This is a genomic window from Methylotenera sp., assembly GCF_036401095.1.
Classification (GTDB): Bacteria; Pseudomonadota; Gammaproteobacteria; order Burkholderiales; family Methylophilaceae; genus Methylotenera.
The window spans coordinates 314,855-333,305 of the sequence record NZ_DASWWA010000001.1 but is presented as its reverse complement, the minus strand read 5'-3'; the positions used below and the strand labels follow the sequence as shown (position 1 = coordinate 333,305).

Here is an 18,451-nt window from a genome sequence, read left to right as displayed (position 1 = left end):
CCGAATAGGTGTTGAAATCACAATTTAGACTAGAACAGCTACTGCACACACTACCGCCCCTGTGGAAACTAAACTTATATATCAACCTCCAACTTAAGTTGAACCATAACTCAACACTCCTGCAGTTAAGTAAAATCAACAGAAAGTGGGGTATCAAAATGAAAAGCATGAGCAAAACCGTTATGTACTCATTACTGTCCATTGCACTTCTGGGCATGAGTGCCTGCAGCAACATGTCTACACGTGATAAAAATACCGCAATAGGTGCCGGCATAGGCGCAGTTAGCGGCGCAGTGCTTACAGGCGGTAGCGCTTTGGGCACAGTCGGCGGCGCAGCAGTTGGCGGCGTAATAGGCAACCAGATCAATACGAAAAAGAAATAGCGCAATAGTTATTAAGCGCCTTAAACGTTTAACTCGCTTTCCAAATCTAGACATTTAAAAGCAAGTTAACTGATTAAGGACGCGACTTGCTGCAACTCGCCAACGGCAAGCTTTGCAATAAAATCAAAAGACAAGGCCCAAGGCGCTAACCTTGGGCCTCCAACAGAAGGTCTCTGTGTCGAACATAGCCCTACGGCTTATGAGTAAAGAATCGTAACATGTTATATAGACTTGTAGTAACTACTGCATTACCAACTGTAATCGCAGAAGCTATCAATACGCCACCCTAAAACTCTCATTCAAATTAATTAGAAAGTAATCATCGGAACAAATAAACCATTTTTGCATCCTACGTTAAGTATTTAACTTATCAAGATGGCTATGAAAACACTTAACTTAATATTATCTAGCTTAACTTTTATCATTCTTAGTCAATAAACCGTATATAACAAAGACGGTAGCATTAAATACCAAACCTCCTAATTTGATGGCAAAGAAGTTAACTAGTATAAATTTGCTTATTTCTCAGCCCTTACATATCAAATGCAATTTCATCACTAATCTCCATTAAAACACTCATGACCAAGTGAATAATCAATCTATTTTTAAAGGTAATAAAAGCCACTTACCAACTAAACTATGCACATGTTGTGGTTTGACCATGGCATGGCGTAAGTCTTGGGCCAAAAACTGGGATTCCATTAAGTATTGTTCTGACAAATGTCGAAAATTATCTAAAGCTCACCAATGACTCGCAACCTTATTTTGATCTTGGGTGATCAATTAAATTTTGATAACCCCGCGCTAGAAGGCTTTGATGCTTCTCAAGATGCGCTATTAATGGTTGAAGCAAGCCATGAAGCAACACAAGTCTGGAGCCATAAAGCCAGAATTGTCTTATTTTTATCTGCTATGCGTCATTATTATGATTCCATTGCAAGCCAATACCCATGTGGCTTACAAGGCGCTTATTTAAAGCTAGGTGAGCACCAATTTGCAACGCTGAAAGAGGCTTGGGCAGAACAAATTGCCATGCTAAAACCAAAAAAAGTGATCATTTGTGAACCGGGTGAATATCGCATTCAGCAAGACCTAATTACACTTTGTGAAGAAATGAATACGCAGCTCATTATTCGAGATGACAGCCATTTTATGTGTAGCAAAGCTGATTTTAAGCATTGGGCTACTGATGGTAAAAACGGGCAAAGCAAAGAACTACGTATGGAGTTCTTTTATCGAAAAATGCGCCAAAAATATGATGTGTTAATGGATGGGCACAAACCTGTAGGTGGTGCATGGAACTACGATGCTGAAAACCGCAAAGCCTTTGCCAAGGCGGGCCCTAAAAATTTACCTGTAACACCTAAAGTTAATATTGATGAGCTGACACAAACGGTTATTCATGTAGTTGAGCAACATTTTCCTCATCATCCTGGTAGTTTAGAGAATTTTATCTGGCCTGTCACACGTAATCAGTCACTGCAATTTTTAAATACCTTTGTTAATAATCAACTTGCAAAGTTTGGTGACCATCAAGACGCCATGTGGCAATCAGCCGACAATAGCCAAAGCCCCTATTTATGGCACTCTCTGCTATCTACGTCGCTCAATTTAAAACTGCTTAACCCGCGTGAAGTGATTGCGGCTGCAATAACTGCCTACCAAAAACATCAATTACCGCTCGCCAGTGTAGAAGGTTTTATTCGGCAAATTTTAGGCTGGCGAGAATTTATACGCGGCGTGTATTGGCTAGATATGCCACACATGGGCGAGGCTAATTATTACCAACATACACGCGCATTACCAAACTGGTATTGGACAGGCGAAACGCACATGAACTGTATGCGACAAACCATTAATGACACCATGAAGCTTGGCTATGGACACCATATTCAACGCCTAATGGTCACTGGCATGTTTGGCATCTTGGCAGAGCTTAATCCGCGTGAAGTAGAAGCTTGGTATTTAGCTGTGTATGTAGACGCGGTCGAGTGGGTAGAGCTACCCAACGTTACAGGCATGGCCCTATACGCCAATGGTGGCCGCTTTACAAGCAAACCCTATGTGGCGAGCGGTGCCTACATTAAACGTATGAGCAACTATTGCAACCACTGCAAATACAAACCAGAAGTTAAATTAGGCGCGGATGCCTGTCCTACCACTACACTCTATTGGAATTTTTTAATTAAACATTACGACTCTTTTAGCCGCAACCCGCGTACTGCATTAATGGCTAAAAATGTCGATCGATTTAGTGAGCAAGATACTGCGTCACTAAAAGCGCAAGCGCAATATTTGCTAAAAAATATCAATACTGTTTAAGCCAATAAATCGCTAGCTTTTGCTTTTTAAAAATTGAAGGTGCGTAACGTTAGCAAAGTTGGTCGCATTGATGACAATACCAGTAGTGGTAGCCACATTGATCACAGCAGCAAGGTTGCTGCAATGATGATCAAAAAAAGCTTATTGATTGATCTCAAGCGATAATATGGTGAATAAAGAGTTACAAAAAGATTTGAATGTAGAATCAGTGACTAAAAAGAGTTTTTAATAACATGGAAGCAGAAACCTAAATGCAAAACTGGGTGCTGTTGACTGTGCAATCTAGCTATTCACAAAAAGTTTCTTACACCCTTTTACACCGCAGCTAAAACAAAAACGACCTAGAGATTTCTCTCTAAGTCGTCTTTAATTGGTGGCCCCCCTGTGAGTCGAACACAGCACCAACGGATTATGAGTAGAAGGCAGCTAATGAGCACCCGTTGTGTAAAGTTGAAGATTTGTAATAAATTTTTGCTTTCATAAAACTCTCAAAAGCAAGCTACCGAAATGAATACCGAATCAATAAATTGGAAATTTCCAGACTGCAAGTAGTGACTTCATTTAAATCAATCACTTACTTACAATTTCACCGAAAAAATTCTGAACATGATTTTTTGAAAAATTTATCCAAAAAGTCTTAATCCGAGGTGTTCCAATTGTTATTAAAAATTGAATCAATGATAGTGCGAGATAATGACAAACGATTTAAGTTGGGGATACACCAAACCATTCACCCTCAAAAACTTTTGTCCCTTGCCCCCATAGCAGCGCAAGGCGAGGCAACTTTCGCCACCCCACCTCTCACCTTCTTGATTGGCTAAGTAACCCGAGCCATATCTTTTTCTGTTGGCATTGCACCAGCGATGATAGCAGAAGCACCTGCTGAAGCTTCATGTAATGACTTGATTGATAAGTGAGCATAGCGTTGAGTTGTGATTGGATCAGCATGACCCAACACCTGACCCACGAGATAAAGACTTGAACCAGAATTTATCAACATGGATGCAGCTTGGTGACGTAAATCATGAATCCTCAACCTCGGAAGTTCTGCTTCCACCCTCAACTCCTCCCAAATCTTATGAATGCTGGCGTAAGGCAGTTTAGTTTTCTTGTTGATGAAGAGGTGTGCATAGGCGCCTTTAGTATCTAGCTGGTTAATAACAGCCATTGCACTGTCATTAATCGGGACTGGCCTCATTCTTCTCGACTTACTATTACTAGCAGGAATGCGCCACACACGACTATCTAAATCAAATTGATCCCACGTCGCAGAAAGCACTTCGTTTAGACGTGCCCCCGTAGCTAGCAGCATTAGAGCTATGTTGCACACACCACGTCGAGAATCAGTTTTTAATACCTTTAACAACCTAGCCAACTCTACATCATCCATATAACGCTCGACTTTGTTATCTTCGAGAAACATTGGAATTCGTGCTGCAGGGTTAGTAGTCACCATATTCCACTCAACAGCAAGACTATAAAAACGTCTGATCAGCTTAATATAATGATTAGCTGTTGCAGGAGCCAAACCTTCAGCTAATACCTCACTGTGGAATGTTTGTATCTGCTGACGAGTCACTTCATTCAGGCGTTTTTTACCGAACTTTGATGATATGCGCAACTCGTATAATGTTACATCTGACTCCCAGCTTCGTTTCCTCGGCTTCACATAAGGCAGATAGTGCTCTTTGAAGAATGTATCAAAATCAATAACTGCCAAGCGTGCCTTTTCTTGTGCCACAGGATCGGCACCTAAGTAGTCAATTTCTGCTTTTACCTTTCCCGCCATCTGGCGAATTTCAGTGAGTGATAATTTGTTGCTGTGCCCGAGTCGATGATGACTCATGGTCTTGTTTTGCCCAGAGGCATATCTGTAATACCAAGTTCCTTTCCCTGGATAGCCTGTACGTATCTCTAGGTAAAGTCCTGGAAAATCCGCATCCACATACTCAATACGTTTTTTGCCTTCTGGTGTCGACAACTGTGTAATTGTGTTTTCATTAAACTTTATGACTGGCATGATCTAATTCCTTTCATTGTGTTAATCCATAGAAATGGAATGACCACAGCAAAGTAGCGCCGTGGACACTCATTTGCTTGTTACTTTCTTTACTTCAATTGGCAATCTTCGCCATCATCACTAACTTTTGGCTCCGAATGTAGACTTAATAATCTGATGGGTAGGAGGGGGAAGCAGAAATTTGAACTTGGGAATGAGGCTTAACAACTTACATCTCACCACCTACAACTTACCAAACTTGCAGCCCCTCCCTCCCCTTTATCATTTACTTGCTCATCAATATAAGTCATCCTTATTAGTTGGGTTTTTAGGTCTTTTTGGCTTAGTTGACTTTTTAGGAACACCGAATATCTCATCGAACACATCTAACTGAGGTAAGAAACGAACGCGCCATTTATTCTGACCCTGGATTCTTTTTGACTCACCGTAACAATCCCTAAGTACTGCTGCACACTCTTTGCATTGCTGGTTTGTGGGCTTATCAATATTGAGTCTTTTCAGGACCTCAGTAGGTGTCATGGTCGACTCATAGTCGTCATTCTGATAAGTCAACTCTGGGTCTATCGCACTTAGTATCCGCTCACGAATGACACTGACATAAGCATGACTTTTGTTGTGCTCTTCTAAGCATTGCTCCTCAGCTTGTGTCAGCCACCATTGCTCACCCTGTTCGAACGCAATGGCCATCTGAGCGAACAACTGCTGCATATCAATATTGTGTGCAAAGTTAATCTTACTCACGGCAATGGACCACCAACGTGTATTGCCCGTGGTATCGACCAGAAAGTCATGATCGTTCACGGTCGCGCAAAACACTGTTCGCCTTTGGTATTCAGACTCGGTTCTTGCATAAGGTCGCCGCACAATATCTTGGTCAGCAGTGATGAAGCCTTTCAAGCGGGCATTATCTTTTCTGAAGCTACTATCCAGTTCACCTATCTCAACAATCCAGTGACTAACAGCTATCAGTAAAGAGTCTTTATTGCCTGCATCAAGATGGTGGTCGAGTTTCACAACCGACTCTCTTAGCACCACATCGGGTACAAGTGCGTTGACCCAAGCTGTTTTTCCTATGGATTGCGGCCCCTGCAAAGTAAGCACACCGCGTGACCTGAATCCACTTGGCTTGAGTGCTGCTGCCACTGCACTGATCAGCCATCGGCGCATCAGGGTCTCTTTCAGAGTCTTAGGATAGCCCTCAGCCTCTGTCAGCGTGTCGAAGAATGCTTGCAGCCTGTCTTCACCGTCCCACGACCGTTGCTTAATCCAGTCGGCCACCGGATTGATCTGGTTCCTATCGGCTAACATCTCAACAAAGCTGGGAATCAATCCTGTTTGCATACCATTTAGATTCGCCAAGGATATGATTTGTGTCATAGCCACATTGTCAGAATTGTCCGGTGACCCGTAAAAGTCAGGAAGGTGGATCAACAGCCTTTTCTTGATGACGTTGTATTGCGGCTTAATGCCGTATACATTCAGCATATAGTCCACATTTGGCACTGTAGTCGGAGGTGGATTGTCTTTCTTTCTCGGTATATGGATGAACTTGTAGGGATCAATTGCCTGTGCCACATCTAAGCATGACTTGCCTCTTTCTGGTGGCTTGGTTACTTTTGTACTCGCCGGATCAGGTGGCAGTCCAGTAGCTTGATTAATTGGGAGGGGACTACCACCAGACTTGGGAGTTTTTATATTTTTCAGGTCATACGTTCTACCTGTCTTTTCTTCGTAATTTTTCATTTATTTTCCTCATAGTTTTATTGCTTTTTTACCCCCAGAAAGTTAAGAGTTATAAGCTCTAAGGTAACGGGTTCATAACATACTGATTAATATAGATAATCCCTAAACAGGGAATTTGTGTTTTATTAACAAAATTTTGATAAGGTGGAGGCGAAAATTTGCCTTAATTTGACGTAATAATTACTCAATGTGAGTACCAAAATTAGGGCTAATTTTCATAGTTAAAATTAAAATTCTTAGAACTTGCACCCACCTCCACCCACAGAAAAAAAACTAAAATTTCCAGCTATTGATACGCTGAGTAATTTGCTTTTTTAGTGGATGGAGTGGATAGGTAACGGATGTTTAGCTTTTAGCCAGTCAATCGTACTGACCCGCCCAAATTTCTTCAGCATCAAAACCTGCGAGTAGTTTCATTTGATCGCTGACTGCAATTGGTAATAAGTCTTCTGGCAAATCCCAAGATAAAACTGTATCCAGTGCATCAAAAAAGTAATGTGCGTTGTACATAAAATTGCTCCTATGAAATTAAGTGTTAAGTAGTAAAAAGGGGATAAAACAGACAAAAAAGAGAGGTGTTACTCGGTATTGAACCGGTATTAACTTTTTGATAATTTGTGTCTAGAAAAAGACGAGGTAGAACAAGATGTTACAGAGATAGATTTTTTTAGAGCTGCGGACTACAAATACAACACAATCAAGTTTTGGACTTATTGGCTTCTTGCATAGCTAACCGTTTAGCAACTCTTGCTGAGACTTTTTTGATTGCTGGGCCAGCTTCAAATAACTCCAGTCGCTTGTGTTTCTTTTTTGGGTTAGGTTCTACTTGGATGTTGATGTTAGATGCAATCAGTTGATTGATTTCTGTGATGAATGGGCCAGGATTGGTGGCCGCATAACAGCGTTGATTCTCTTCATGCATGTGTACTAAACCTTCTTTTAATAATGCAGCGAGTAAGAAAGCTGGTGTATTCACTGACTTACCATTAAAGAGAGTGTATAAAGCGAATGATGTAGTAGGTTTTCTGCCCTGCTCTATTGCCTGTTGAATAGCTTTAAGTGAAACCCATTCAGTGCTGAAGTAGCCACCGCCGCTGTTTTCATTAACTCGAAAGTAGATGTCTGAATTTGCATTGCAACCTATGTGGTAAGTGAGTTTATGTTTACCGGATACATTGGTTGTGGTGCCAACTTTGACGATACGCGTTACTAATTCTGGACTGCTCATAGAATTGCTCCTTTGATTGAGAATTGAAGATGGTCTTCATATAAGATGGCTAAAAACCCGCACTACGAATTCCATGCGTTATGTGTTGCCGCGATATGCTCGATAACTCTAGCCATTTGCCATAGATGCTTTGGCACGTAATAGACCGGGCCACCTGCATTGTTCCAGCACAGTAGAAAGATGACCCATTGCGGTTCACCTGCTGACTCTTGCAAGTAATCGCAGCTATCCCATGACATAGGCATATCGGTGACATTCGGCCAGCAACCATGCGTTTCTGCCCATTCAAAATCACAACCTTGAATTTGCTTAAGATCTGCTTCAGTTTCACAGACATATACATTGCCACCCAAGTAGTCCGAGTAGCTAAAGGCTGCTTCTTCTTGCACAAGCAGCCAATTAATATCGTGATTGGTAATGTCTAAAGCATTTGCAACGGTTGGATGTGGATTGCTACAGATACCTAGCATGACTGCTGCTTGGTCTTGTAACAGGCGATAGGGGGTAACGCCGGATTGGCATTGCTGAAGTGCTTCGTTGAAATTATGAATTTCTATCATCAATTCTCCTTTGTATGGACGTAAAAAAGCCCACTGACCTTACGGTGCAATGGGCTGCTTAAAATTTAGTAACTAACTATTTATCTTCTTAAAGTGGATGTACCATATTTTGTTTCTAATGAAATGAGATCTGTAGCTGTAATGCCTTTTTGAAACTGCACATCCCCTACAATCCCTTCGAAGACTACCTTGCACCCGGACGAGCATCGATCCAAAAGTAATTTACGACCTTCACGGGATAGCTGCTTGTTATCGACATAGATAACGGTTGTTGATATTTCACTTTGTGACAACATACCTAGATCGCCATATGGTAAAAACTGACCACTAACTTGCACTTTCTTACCGACCATGTTGTTGTAGTCCACGTACAGATCATTGAATGCCAAGCTGGCAACTTTAGTGCTTTGTGGTGTAGGTTGAGCCAATGTATCTTTGGCGGTAGCCAGTAAATGACAATATTCGTAGTTAGATTTCATCACCTCTTGAGAATTGACCGCCTCAAATGACCTTGACTCCTTAAACTTAGGTGAATCCCATAAGGTGTCATTCAGCCTTTTGGCAAAGCAGTTATATAACAACTCTTTTGATTCGTCACTCAGGTTTCCTATTGCTTCATTATCTTTGAGTGAAGATTTGACTGAATCATAAAAACTTACCAGCAATTCAGTTCTGTAATTTTCGGTGAGTGCTGGCATTTCCTTCGCAGCGGCTGCAACAGGCTTTTTGCTCGCATTCTTTGTTTCGCTATACGCTACCCCTGAAAACATAACGGTTATCAAACTGATAAATGAAATGATGAATGTGCGGAATTTGTATTGCGGAGGGAATGTATTACTAAGTGTTTTTTTGTGCATATTTTTCCTTAAATTGATGATTAAAATTTTTACAACTAATTAACCGCTTCAGCACAATCGCAACTGATACTAAGTATTCCTTAGTATCCAGTCAAGCCAAAAACTAAGAATCTCTTAGATATCTAACCGTACCTAGAGATTTGATGGACCACACATCAGTTATTACGAAACGATTGCTTGAAGCAAGACTGGCAGCTGGCTTGTCACAGAAGAGGCTTGGCATTGCGGCGGGTATTGATGAGTTCTCAGCGAGTCCACGTATAAACCAGTATGAACGTGGTGTGCATGTTCCTGACTACTCGACAGTGGAGCGTTTGGCATTGGTGCTGAATGTGCCAACACCGTACTTCTATACAAGGGATGACGACATGGCCAAACTGATTTTAAGGTACGGTCAACTTGATGCCGCTGAAAAACTAGAACTGATGAAGTTTTTAAAGCTAGATGAAGTCACGAAGTAATGAGTTTATAAATTAGGTAAAAGCCAAGAGTTGTATAAAAGATAATTAATACAATACGGACTATCAGCATCACAAATATCAGCACTATGGGCTGAATCACGCCCCATATCAAATCCAACACAAAAAGCAGGTAGTCAACAAGCCAACCCCATGCAATTCTGATGTAACCATCGGGTTTGCCAGTTTCTACTAATCGTTCGTGGCCTAGGTTTTCCCTATGCATACGCCGATTTCTTAACTTGATATCTGCAAATATGAAGTTAATACTTTGTTGTGCTTCCATGATGTTGATGTAGCGGTTAGTTGTTTCATTGGTTTCAGATTGGTGTTTTGTGAAGCTGCGAAAGGTTTTGTGCGACAAACTGGTTGAGGTTTCTAGAAGGGATTTTGAGACTTGTTTTGCTGTGTGGCCAAGTTTAGGTGTTCGGTATGTGATAAGTTTTTTAGGTTTGAAGTTAGCTATAGAAATATCCTCTTTCTGAGTTATGGGCAAAATAAAGCCTAAAGTAATTAATCGATGGGCGGTACTAGGTCTATTAGTTGTAAGTATGTAATGAGCTCTTTGTGATGGGTGCAAGCTTGGGAAAGCAGTCCTTAAAACCATTGCAATCAAATACTTGGTGTATTGAGCTTTGCATAATTTGGGTAAGTAATTCAGCTAGATAGTTATGCAAAAAATCCTTTATCGGCAGAAATCTATGTGTAGGCATAGCTATTAATACCACTCAAAGCAATTTCTAATATAATTGGGAGGTTCGCTGGGTTTAAGATGAGATTGAAGCGCTCAAAAAGGCGCAAATTGAGCTTACGAGAAGACTTTAGTTATTTTAAATGCAAAAATAATTCAATAAGAAGAAATTGTGGAAATTAAAAAAATTACATTAACTCAGTTAGAACAATACCTTTCAAAAGCTGCCTGGATTCTTAAAGGGCCCGTCGATGCTTCCGACTTCAAGGTGTATATTTTTCCGCTGCTTTTCTTCAAGCGTATCTCAGATGTTTATGATGAAGAGTATCGAATTGCGCTTGAAGAGTCTGATGGCGATAAAGATTATGCTTCTCTGCCTGAAATGCATCGTTTTGAGATTCCAGAAAACTGTCATTGGAAAGACGTACGCCAGAAAACAACAAATGTTGGCGTAGCGATTGAAACAGCACTGCGCGGCATTGAGCAAGCCAACCAAGAGTTTTTGTATGGCATTTTTGGTGATGCGCAATGGAGCAACAAAAACAAGCTTTCAGACCGCTTGTTGATTGACTTGATTGAACACTACTCACAATACAACCTTGGCAACGAGAACGTCAACCCAGACATTCTTGGCCAGGCTTATGAATATTTGATCAAACACTTTGCTGATTTAACCAACAAAAAAGCTGGGGAGTTCTATACCCCACGTTCAGTCGTTCATCTGCTCGGTTTAATTTTAGACCCCAAAGAGGGAGAATCCATTTACGACCCTGCCTGCGGTACTGGCGGCATGTTGCTCGAATGCGCTGAGCATTTGAGAGAAACCAGCAAAGACTACCGCACACTCAAACTCTACGGCCAAGAGAAAAACCTCACTTCAAGCTCCATCGCCCGCATGAACATGTTTTTGCATGGCATTGAAGATTTTGAAATTGCTCGTGGCGATACCTTACGCAGCCCCGCTTTTTTTGAGGCAGATGGTCTAAAAACATTTGATTGTGTGATTGCAAACCCACCTTTCTCACTTAAAGAATGGGGCGCAGACAATTGGGCAAATGACCCATATGGCAGAAATATTGCTGCCGTTCCGCCACAAAGCAATGGTGACATGGCTTGGGTGCAGCACATGGTTAAGTCTATGAACAGCACTGGCCGCATGGCCGTGGTATTGCCGCATGGCGCATTATTCCGCAAAGGCGCTGAAGCCACCATTCGTGAAGCGCTGATCAGGCAAGATTTATTAGAGGCTGTCATAGGCCTTGGGCCGAATATCTTTTACGGCGCATCGATTGCCGCCTGTGTCATGGTGTTTAGGCAAAACAAAGATGCTGCTAAAAAAGGCAAAGTGTTGTTTATTGATGCCGCCGACCAAATCCGCGTTGGCCGTGCGCAAAACTATCTAGAGCCAGAACATATCAACCAAATTTATCAATGGTATCTAGCTTTTGCCGATGTTCAAGATCACGTCAAAGTGGTGAATCTAGACATGCTGCAAGAGAACGATTTCAATCTCAACATTCCGCTGTATGTTGAAAAAGTTATTGAAGATAATCTACCCACGGTTGAAGAAGCACTGGCTGATTTAAAACAAGCCTGGCAAGCCAGCCTAGAAGCTGAAGAAAAATTTAAAGCGATATTACAGAAATTTATTGCCTAAGATGATGACCCAACAAGAACTAGAAAAATTTTTATGGGGTGCTGCAACTGCGCTCAGAGGTACGATTGATGCGGGGGATTACAAGCAGTATATCTTCCCACTGCTGTTCTTCAAGCGTATTTCAGATGTGTATGACGAAGAGTTTGAAAAAGCGCTGGCTGAGAGTGATGGTGATTTAGAGTACGCGGCTTTTGCAGAAAATCACCACTTTGAGGTGCCTGAAGGTGCGCATTGGCGTGATGTGCGGGCAGTGACAACCAATGTGGGATTGGCGATTCAAAATGCCATGCGTGCGATTGAGCAAGCGAACCCAGATACTCTGCAAGGCATTTTTGGTGATGCCAGTTGGACCAATAAAGACCGCCTTTCAGATGAAACACTTAACAACTTGGTGGAGCATTTTTCTCAGCGCAAACTCAATTTAAGCAATGTGCCCGATGATAAATTGGGCAACGCGTATGAATACCTGATTAAAGAGTTTGCTGACGACAGTGGACACACTGCAGCAGAGTTCTACACCAATCGCACAGTGGTCAAACTCATGACCATGATTGCCAACCCACAACCAGGTGAATCGGTATATGACCCCACATGCGGCTCTGGTGGTTTGCTACTTAACTGCGCCCTGCATTTAAAAGAAGAAGGCAAAGAATACCGCACGCTCAAACTCTATGGGCAAGAGATTAATTTGCTCACATCGGCCATTGCACGCATGAACATGTTCTTGCATGGCATAGAAGAGTTTAGTGTGGTGCGTGGTGACACCTTAGCCCAACCTGCCTTTATTGAGCACGATGCGCTTAAAACCTTTAATGTGATTTTGGCTAACCCGCCTTACTCGATTAAATCGTGGGATAGAAAAAGCTTTGAAAATGACCCGTATGGCAGAAATCTCTGGGGTACACCGCCACAAGGCTGTGCTGATTATGCCTTTCAACAACACATCCAAAAAAGTTTAGACCCTAAAAACGGTCGCTCAGTCACATTGTGGCCACACGGCATTTTGTTTAGAGATGCCGAACAAGACATGCGTCGGAAAATGATTGAACAAGACCAAGTGGAATGCGTGATTGGACTTGGACCAAACTTGTTTTACAACTCACCGATGGAAGCCTGTTTGTTAGTGACTAACACTAATAAAAGCGAAGATAAAAAAGGCAAAGTGCTGATTATCAATGCGGTAAAAGAAGTACGCCAAGACAAGAATATAGCCTTTCTAGAAGCAAATCATATAACGCGGATCTACCAAGCCTATCAAGCATTTAAAGACCAAGAAGGTTTTTGTAAATTGGTAAGTATTGATGATGTGCTCAAACACAACGCCAGCCTCAATATGGCACTGTATGTAAGCAATGTGGAATCTAAAGGAGCAGAAATTACTTTGGATGAGGCGGTAAAAAATTGGGTTCAATCATCAGATCAAGTTAAAAATAGCATGACTGAATTGTTTAAGGTGCTTGGATAAATGCTTATGGAAAACCTACCAGCACTCAATTTAAAAAATCTCGATAAATCTGAGTGGAAAAGCTACCGCTTTGATCAAATCGTCAAAAACATTTCTGAGCGCGTGGACCCTAACAATACCGACTTAGAAGTGTATGTCGGTTTAGAGCATATTGACTCAGAATCCATTCACCTTAAGCGCTCTGGCACGCCAGATGATGTAGATGGACAAAAGCTCAGATTTTATCCTGGCGATGTGATTTTTGGTCGCCGTCGTGCTTATCAACGTAAAGCAGCTGTAGCAACCACACATGGATTTTGCTCAGCGCATGCCTTGGTTTTGCGAGCCAACCCTGAAATAATTGACTCACAACTGTTTCCATTTTTTATGCACTCAGATGCTTTTATGCATAGAGCAGTGGATATTTCTGTGGGCTCTCTATCACCTACGATTAATTGGGGCACATTAAAGTCTCAACAATTTTTAATACCAAACAAGGAACAACAAAAGTCTATTTTTAAGATTTTATGGGCTCTGGATAAAGTAATTGAGCAAGAAGAAGAGTTATTAAGAAGCATTTATATATCCAGGAAAACTTATATCAATTCTGTTCTCTATAAATACGAAACTGGTATTGAGTCTGCTCTGCCAAATGGCTTCTCAGTTAAAAAATTAGAGGACGTTGCAGAGATTTCAGGGGGTTCAACTCCATCAAGGACTAATCCTGAATTTTGGGGTGGGGATATACCATGGTTGACACCTACAGATGTAACAAAAAATGAAGACATACACTTGTCAACGACTAAAGAGAGGATAACAAAAGACGGTCTAAAGAGCATTTCAAATCGTATCTATCCTCCTGGTTCAATATTATATTGTTCGAGGGCAACAATAGGCTATGCAATAATAAATGATGTAGCGATGGCAACAAATCAAGGATTCACAAACTTTATTTGCAAGTCTTCAATCAATAATTATTTTCTATATTTCTTACTACAACACATTACTCCGGAATTAACTAGATTGGCTGGAGGAAGTACATTTCTCGAAATACCCAAATCTTCAGTAAAATCATTTAAGGTTGTTATACCAGAGGAGTTTTTACAAAAAAAAATAGCTAAAAAAATTGTTGAATATGAAAACACAATCAAAACAATTAAATTAAAAATATGTAAATCTAAAGCGCTACAAGATAGCTTAATTAATCATATATTCTAAAAAATGGCTTTCACCGAACTCAACAGCGTAGAACATTACATCATTCACCAAATGAGTGGTGTGAATTTGAATCAATCTGCGCATGTTGAGCAGCCCAAAAAAGCCTATGGCGCTGAGTGGGTGTATCAATCCCCCGAACAATTAAACCGTGGTGTGAATGAGGTAATGCTAGAGTCTGAACTCAAAGCATCACTGATTAAACTTAACCCCGAAATTACCGCCAAGCCTGAGTTGGCCGATGAGGTGATATATAAGCTTCGGGCGATTTTAATCTCGGTAAACCAAGTGGGTTTGGTAAAAGCCAATGAAGAGTTTTTTAAATGGATGGTGGGCGATAAAACCATGCCATTTGGTGAGAACAATCGCCATGTGCCTGTGAAGCTGATTGATTTTGATGATTTAAGCCAAAATAGTTACATCGTCACCAACCAATTTCGCATTCATCACCGCGAAACAAAAATCCCCGATATTGTATTTTTGATTAATGGCATCTCTGTTGTTGTCGGTGAAGCCAAAACGCCGATACGTCCATCCATAAGTTGGTTGGATGGTGCCAATGAAATTCACAATATTTATGAAAACGCTGTGCCGCAATTGTTTGTACCGAACGTGCTAAGTTTTGCCACTGAGGGTAAAGAGTTGTTTTATGGCGCGATACGTTGCCCTTTAGAGTTTTGGGCGCCTTGGCGCCTTACAGAGGGTGAGAGTGTATTAGCAAAAAAATTAGGCCTGGCTGGAATTGGCGAAGAGCTCTCCGATTTATTAAAACCAGCACGGTTGCTGGATATTATGCAAAACTTTTCTTTGTTCACCACCAACAAGAAAAAGCAACGCATGAAGATAATTCCGCGCTTTCAGCAATATGAAGGTGCTAATAAAATTGTTGAACGTGTGATTGATGGCCGGATTAAAAAAGGTTTGATTTGGCACTTTCAAGGGTCCGGTAAATCGTTGCTCATGGTGTTTGCCGCGCAAAAACTGCGCAGAGCACCAGAGCTCAAAAGCCCCACGGTGGTGGTACTTGTAGATAGAACGGATTTAGATACGCAAATTAGTGGCACTTTTAATGCGGCGGATATTCCTAACGTGGAAACCACGGACAATATTAAAGAGCTACAAAGCCTGCTAGAGCGTGATACGCGCAAAATCATAATCTCGATGATTCATAAGTTTAGGGATGCCAAACCTAATATGAATACGCGTGAGAATATTATTGTGTTGGTAGATGAAGCGCACCGCACACAAGAAGGTGACTTGGGCCGCCAAATGCGCGCAGCTTTGCCGAATGCCTTTTTGTTTGGCTTAACGGGTACGCCAGTGAACAAAGCAGATAAAAACACCTTTTGGGCTTTTGGTGCTGAGGAAGATGAAGCTGGGTATTTATCGCGCTATACCTTCCATGATTCTATTCGTGACGAAGCAACTTTGCCCTTGCACTTTGAACCACGTTTGGTTGATGTGCATGTGGATAAAAAAGCCTTGGATGATGCGTTTACGCAGTTTAAAGAAGAGTCTGCCCTGACAGATGAAGAAGCCGATGCACTTAACCAAAAATCAGCCAAAATGGCGGCGTTTTTAAAAGCCCCTGAGCGCGTTGCCAAAATTGTAGAAGACATTGCCCAGCATTTTAAAGAGAAAGTCGCGCCACATGGCTTTAAGGCGATGATAGTGACGCCAGACCGATTTGCCTGTGTGCAATATAAAGAAGAGTTGGATAAGCATTTTTCAACCGAAGCCAGCCGCGTGGTGATTTCAACATCCGCCAATGATGAATATGAGTTTAAGCAAAAGTGGGCAGTAGATAAAAGCCAGCAAGAGAAAATTACGGATGAGTTTAATGAGGCGAACTCTGAGCTGAAATTTTTGATAGTGACGGCTAAATTGCTAACAGGGTTTGATGCGCCGATTCTGCAAACCATGTACTTGGATAAATCGCTCAAAGACCATACTTTATTGCAGGCAATATGCCGCACGAATCGCTTGTTCCCACATAAAACATTTGGCCGCATCGTGGATTATTTTGGCGTGTTTGACGATGCCGCCAAAGCGCTCTCGTTTGATGAAGAAAGCGTCAAACAAGTGATTAGCAATCTTTCAGAGTTGCGCGACCAATTACCAGCCGCCATGCGCGCAGCCCTTGCGCATTTTGAAGGGGTGGATAGAGAGCTAGAAGGCTTTGAAGGATTGGAGGCAGCTCAAAATGCCATCAACACCGATGCGAAAAAAGATGCCTTTGCTAAAGACTTTAAACACCTCAGCAAGCTTTGGGAATCGCTATCCCCGGATAGAGTTTTAGATTTATACACCAAAGACTACCGCTGGCTGGCACAAGTGTTCGAATCAGTCAAACCTGCCTCAGACAATATTGGCAAATTACTCTGGCTTACCTTGGGCGCGCAAACCACGCAATTGATACATGAAAATATACATGTGGGTGACGTACATCAACTCGATGAGTTTGTCTTGGATGCAGATGTGATTGAAGATATTTTCAACAACCCAGACCCCAAGAAAACCAAACAACTCGAAAAACTACTGGTTGAACGCTTTAAAAAACGTGACGGCATTCCACAATTTAAAGCACTCAGCGAACGGCTAGAAGCCCTGCGCGATAAAGCAGAAAGAGGCTTGATCTCATCTATCGAGTTTGTGAAAGAGCTCTGCAAATTAGCCAAAGATACTATTCAGGCAGAAAAAGAACTGGCCGATGCGGTACAGGAAAAAACGCCACAAGCGGCGCTTACCGAGCTATTTTTAGAGCTTAAAACCGACCAAACACCCGCTGTGGTAGAGCGTATCGTTACTGATATTGACGCCATTGTGAGGGTGGTGCGATTCCCAGGTTGGCAAAGCACTGTGTCAGGTGAACGTGAAGTGCAAAAGTCGTTGCGCAAAGCGTTGCTGAAATATTCGCTGCATAAAGATCAAGATTTATTTGATCGGGCTTATGCTTATATCAAAGAGTATTACTAGAGTTAGCCTTAAAATAACACAAGAAAATAATATCAATATGACAGGCACGGGGACGTTAGACAAACCAGATCACATAAGCTGTTTTACCGATTCAGGCAAATCACTTACAACCTCAGATGGTGCTGAAATTAAGATTTGGGAGCTTGTACCTCCCACAGAGGAAATAAAAAAAGCGTGGGCAAAATCCTTCCGTCAAAACTACTGTCCAGACCATGAGATAGACTTATTTAGAGAGGGAACTGGACTTTCTAGGAAAGACTATCTTGAGCAATTAATATTTCCAGACAAAAGTTCTGCTCCTGGCCCTTCAATTCGATCTGGTGATTTTGCAGAATTGCTGATCACTGATTATGTTGAGTTTGTTCAAAATTACTGGGTGCCCAGAACGAAGTATGCTGAAAAGGCGAGTAGAAATGAGTCAGTTAAAGGGGTAGATATTGTTGGATTCAAATGTGCAAATATTGCTACACCCAGACCAACAGACATTCTTTTAACTTTTGAAGTAAAAGCACAGTCAACGGGAGACACCTATGATAATCGCCTCCAGACCGCAATCAATGACTCATCAAAGGATATTGTTAGGATTGCTCAAACATTAAACGCAGCAAAGCAAAGATTAATCAGATCGGACAATCAAGAGAAAGCAAAACTAGTCGAACGCTTTCAAAATTCTACTGATAGACCTTATACGTATAAGTCAGGTGCTGCGGCAGTATTAACAGATGATGTTTTCGATGGGGAATCGATTCAAGAAAATACTACAGTGTCTGAACATAAAAACGCCACCAACTTAGAGTTAATAATATTTAAAGGCACTGAGCTCATGACTTTGGTAAATTCAATTTACGAGAGTGCTGCAAATGAGGCATGAGTTCAACAGTAAGCGTTTATTAGGGA

General features: G+C 41.6%; 16 protein-coding genes. 9 read left to right on the top strand and 7 right to left on the bottom strand.

The window, feature by feature from the left end:
* The first annotated feature begins 167 nt into the window (after nt 1-167).
* From VGD82_RS01550 to VGD82_RS01540, 3 genes are all read left to right on the top strand, one after another.
* On the top strand, nt 168-383 hold the full coding sequence (locus VGD82_RS01550) for a glycine zipper 2TM domain-containing protein (protein WP_414684448.1): 216 nt from the start codon (nt 168-170) through the stop codon (nt 381-383).
* A gap of 586 nt (nt 384-969) precedes the next feature.
* Nucleotides 970-1,134, top strand: a complete 165-nt coding sequence (locus tag VGD82_RS01545; protein WP_331018702.1) for a DUF2256 domain-containing protein — start codon at nt 970-972, stop codon at nt 1,132-1,134.
* Entirely contained in the window at nt 1,131-2,705 is a 1,575-nt protein-coding gene (locus tag VGD82_RS01540) for a cryptochrome/photolyase family protein (RefSeq protein ID WP_331018701.1), read from the top strand. Before VGD82_RS01545 ends, VGD82_RS01540 begins: the two co-directional genes overlap by 4 nt.
* An 817-nt stretch (nt 2,706-3,522) precedes the next feature.
* Here the strand turns inward: VGD82_RS01540 and VGD82_RS01535 are convergent.
* The 6 genes from VGD82_RS01535 to VGD82_RS01510 form a co-directional block, all read right to left on the bottom strand.
* Nucleotides 3,523-4,725: a tyrosine-type recombinase/integrase gene (locus VGD82_RS01535; protein WP_331018700.1), complete on the bottom strand. Its 1,203-nt coding sequence runs from the start codon at nt 4,723-4,725 to the stop codon at nt 3,523-3,525.
* Between the two features lie 276 nt (nt 4,726-5,001).
* Entirely contained in the window at nt 5,002-6,102 is a 1,101-nt protein-coding gene (locus VGD82_RS01530) for a VapE domain-containing protein (RefSeq protein WP_331018699.1), read from the bottom strand.
* A 726-nt stretch (nt 6,103-6,828) separates the two neighbouring features.
* Nucleotides 6,829-6,978, bottom strand: a complete 150-nt coding sequence (locus VGD82_RS01525; RefSeq protein ID WP_331018698.1) for a hypothetical protein — start codon at nt 6,976-6,978, stop codon at nt 6,829-6,831.
* Between the two features lie 187 nt (nt 6,979-7,165).
* Nucleotides 7,166-7,696, bottom strand: coding sequence for a hypothetical protein (locus VGD82_RS01520; RefSeq protein WP_331018697.1), 531 nt, complete (start codon nt 7,694-7,696; stop codon nt 7,166-7,168).
* A 62-nt stretch (nt 7,697-7,758) separates the two neighbouring features.
* Nucleotides 7,759-8,256 carry a hypothetical protein gene (locus VGD82_RS01515; RefSeq protein ID WP_331018696.1) on the bottom strand — a complete coding sequence of 166 codons (498 nt, stop codon included), beginning with the start codon at nt 8,254-8,256 and terminating at the stop codon, nt 7,759-7,761.
* Nucleotides 8,257-8,336: 80 nt separating this feature from the next.
* Nucleotides 8,337-9,113, bottom strand: coding sequence for a hypothetical protein (locus tag VGD82_RS01510; protein WP_331018695.1), 777 nt, complete (start codon nt 9,111-9,113; stop codon nt 8,337-8,339).
* Between the two features lie 143 nt (nt 9,114-9,256).
* On the opposite strand from VGD82_RS01510, the gene VGD82_RS01505 reads away from it, so the two are divergent.
* A complete protein-coding gene (locus VGD82_RS01505) occupies nt 9,257-9,574 on the top strand; it encodes a helix-turn-helix transcriptional regulator (RefSeq protein ID WP_331018694.1) in 318 nt (105 codons plus the stop codon).
* Here the strand turns inward: VGD82_RS01505 and VGD82_RS01500 are convergent.
* Nucleotides 9,564-10,178, bottom strand: a complete 615-nt coding sequence (locus VGD82_RS01500) for a hypothetical protein (protein WP_331018693.1) — start codon at nt 10,176-10,178, stop codon at nt 9,564-9,566. The two genes, VGD82_RS01505 and VGD82_RS01500, sit on opposite strands and share 11 nt — an antisense overlap.
* Nucleotides 10,179-10,434: 256 nt before the next feature.
* On the opposite strand from VGD82_RS01500, the gene VGD82_RS01495 reads away from it, so the two are divergent.
* Genes VGD82_RS01495 through VGD82_RS01475 form a run of 5 tightly spaced genes read left to right on the top strand, consistent with a single transcriptional unit; the run spans nt 10,435 to nt 18,425 of the window.
* On the top strand, nt 10,435-11,919 hold the full coding sequence (locus VGD82_RS01495; protein ID WP_331018692.1) for a class I SAM-dependent DNA methyltransferase: 1,485 nt from the start codon (nt 10,435-10,437) through the stop codon (nt 11,917-11,919).
* Nucleotide 11,920: 1 nt separating this feature from the next.
* Entirely contained in the window at nt 11,921-13,384 is a 1,464-nt protein-coding gene (locus VGD82_RS01490) for a class I SAM-dependent DNA methyltransferase (RefSeq protein ID WP_331018691.1), read from the top strand.
* Nucleotides 13,385-13,390: 6 nt separating this feature from the next.
* Complete coding sequence (locus tag VGD82_RS01485; RefSeq protein ID WP_331018690.1) at nt 13,391-14,581, top strand: restriction endonuclease subunit S; 1,191 nt, start codon at nt 13,391-13,393, stop codon at nt 14,579-14,581.
* Between the two features lie 3 nt (nt 14,582-14,584).
* Nucleotides 14,585-17,554: an HsdR family type I site-specific deoxyribonuclease gene (locus tag VGD82_RS01480; protein WP_331018689.1), complete on the top strand. Its 2,970-nt coding sequence runs from the start codon at nt 14,585-14,587 to the stop codon at nt 17,552-17,554.
* Nucleotides 17,529-18,425 (top strand): Hachiman antiphage defense system protein HamA, encoded by an 897-nt coding sequence (locus VGD82_RS01475; RefSeq protein WP_331018688.1) that lies wholly within the window; start codon nt 17,529-17,531, stop codon nt 18,423-18,425. Before VGD82_RS01480 ends, VGD82_RS01475 begins: the two co-directional genes overlap by 26 nt.
* Nucleotides 18,426-18,451 lie beyond the last annotated feature (26 nt).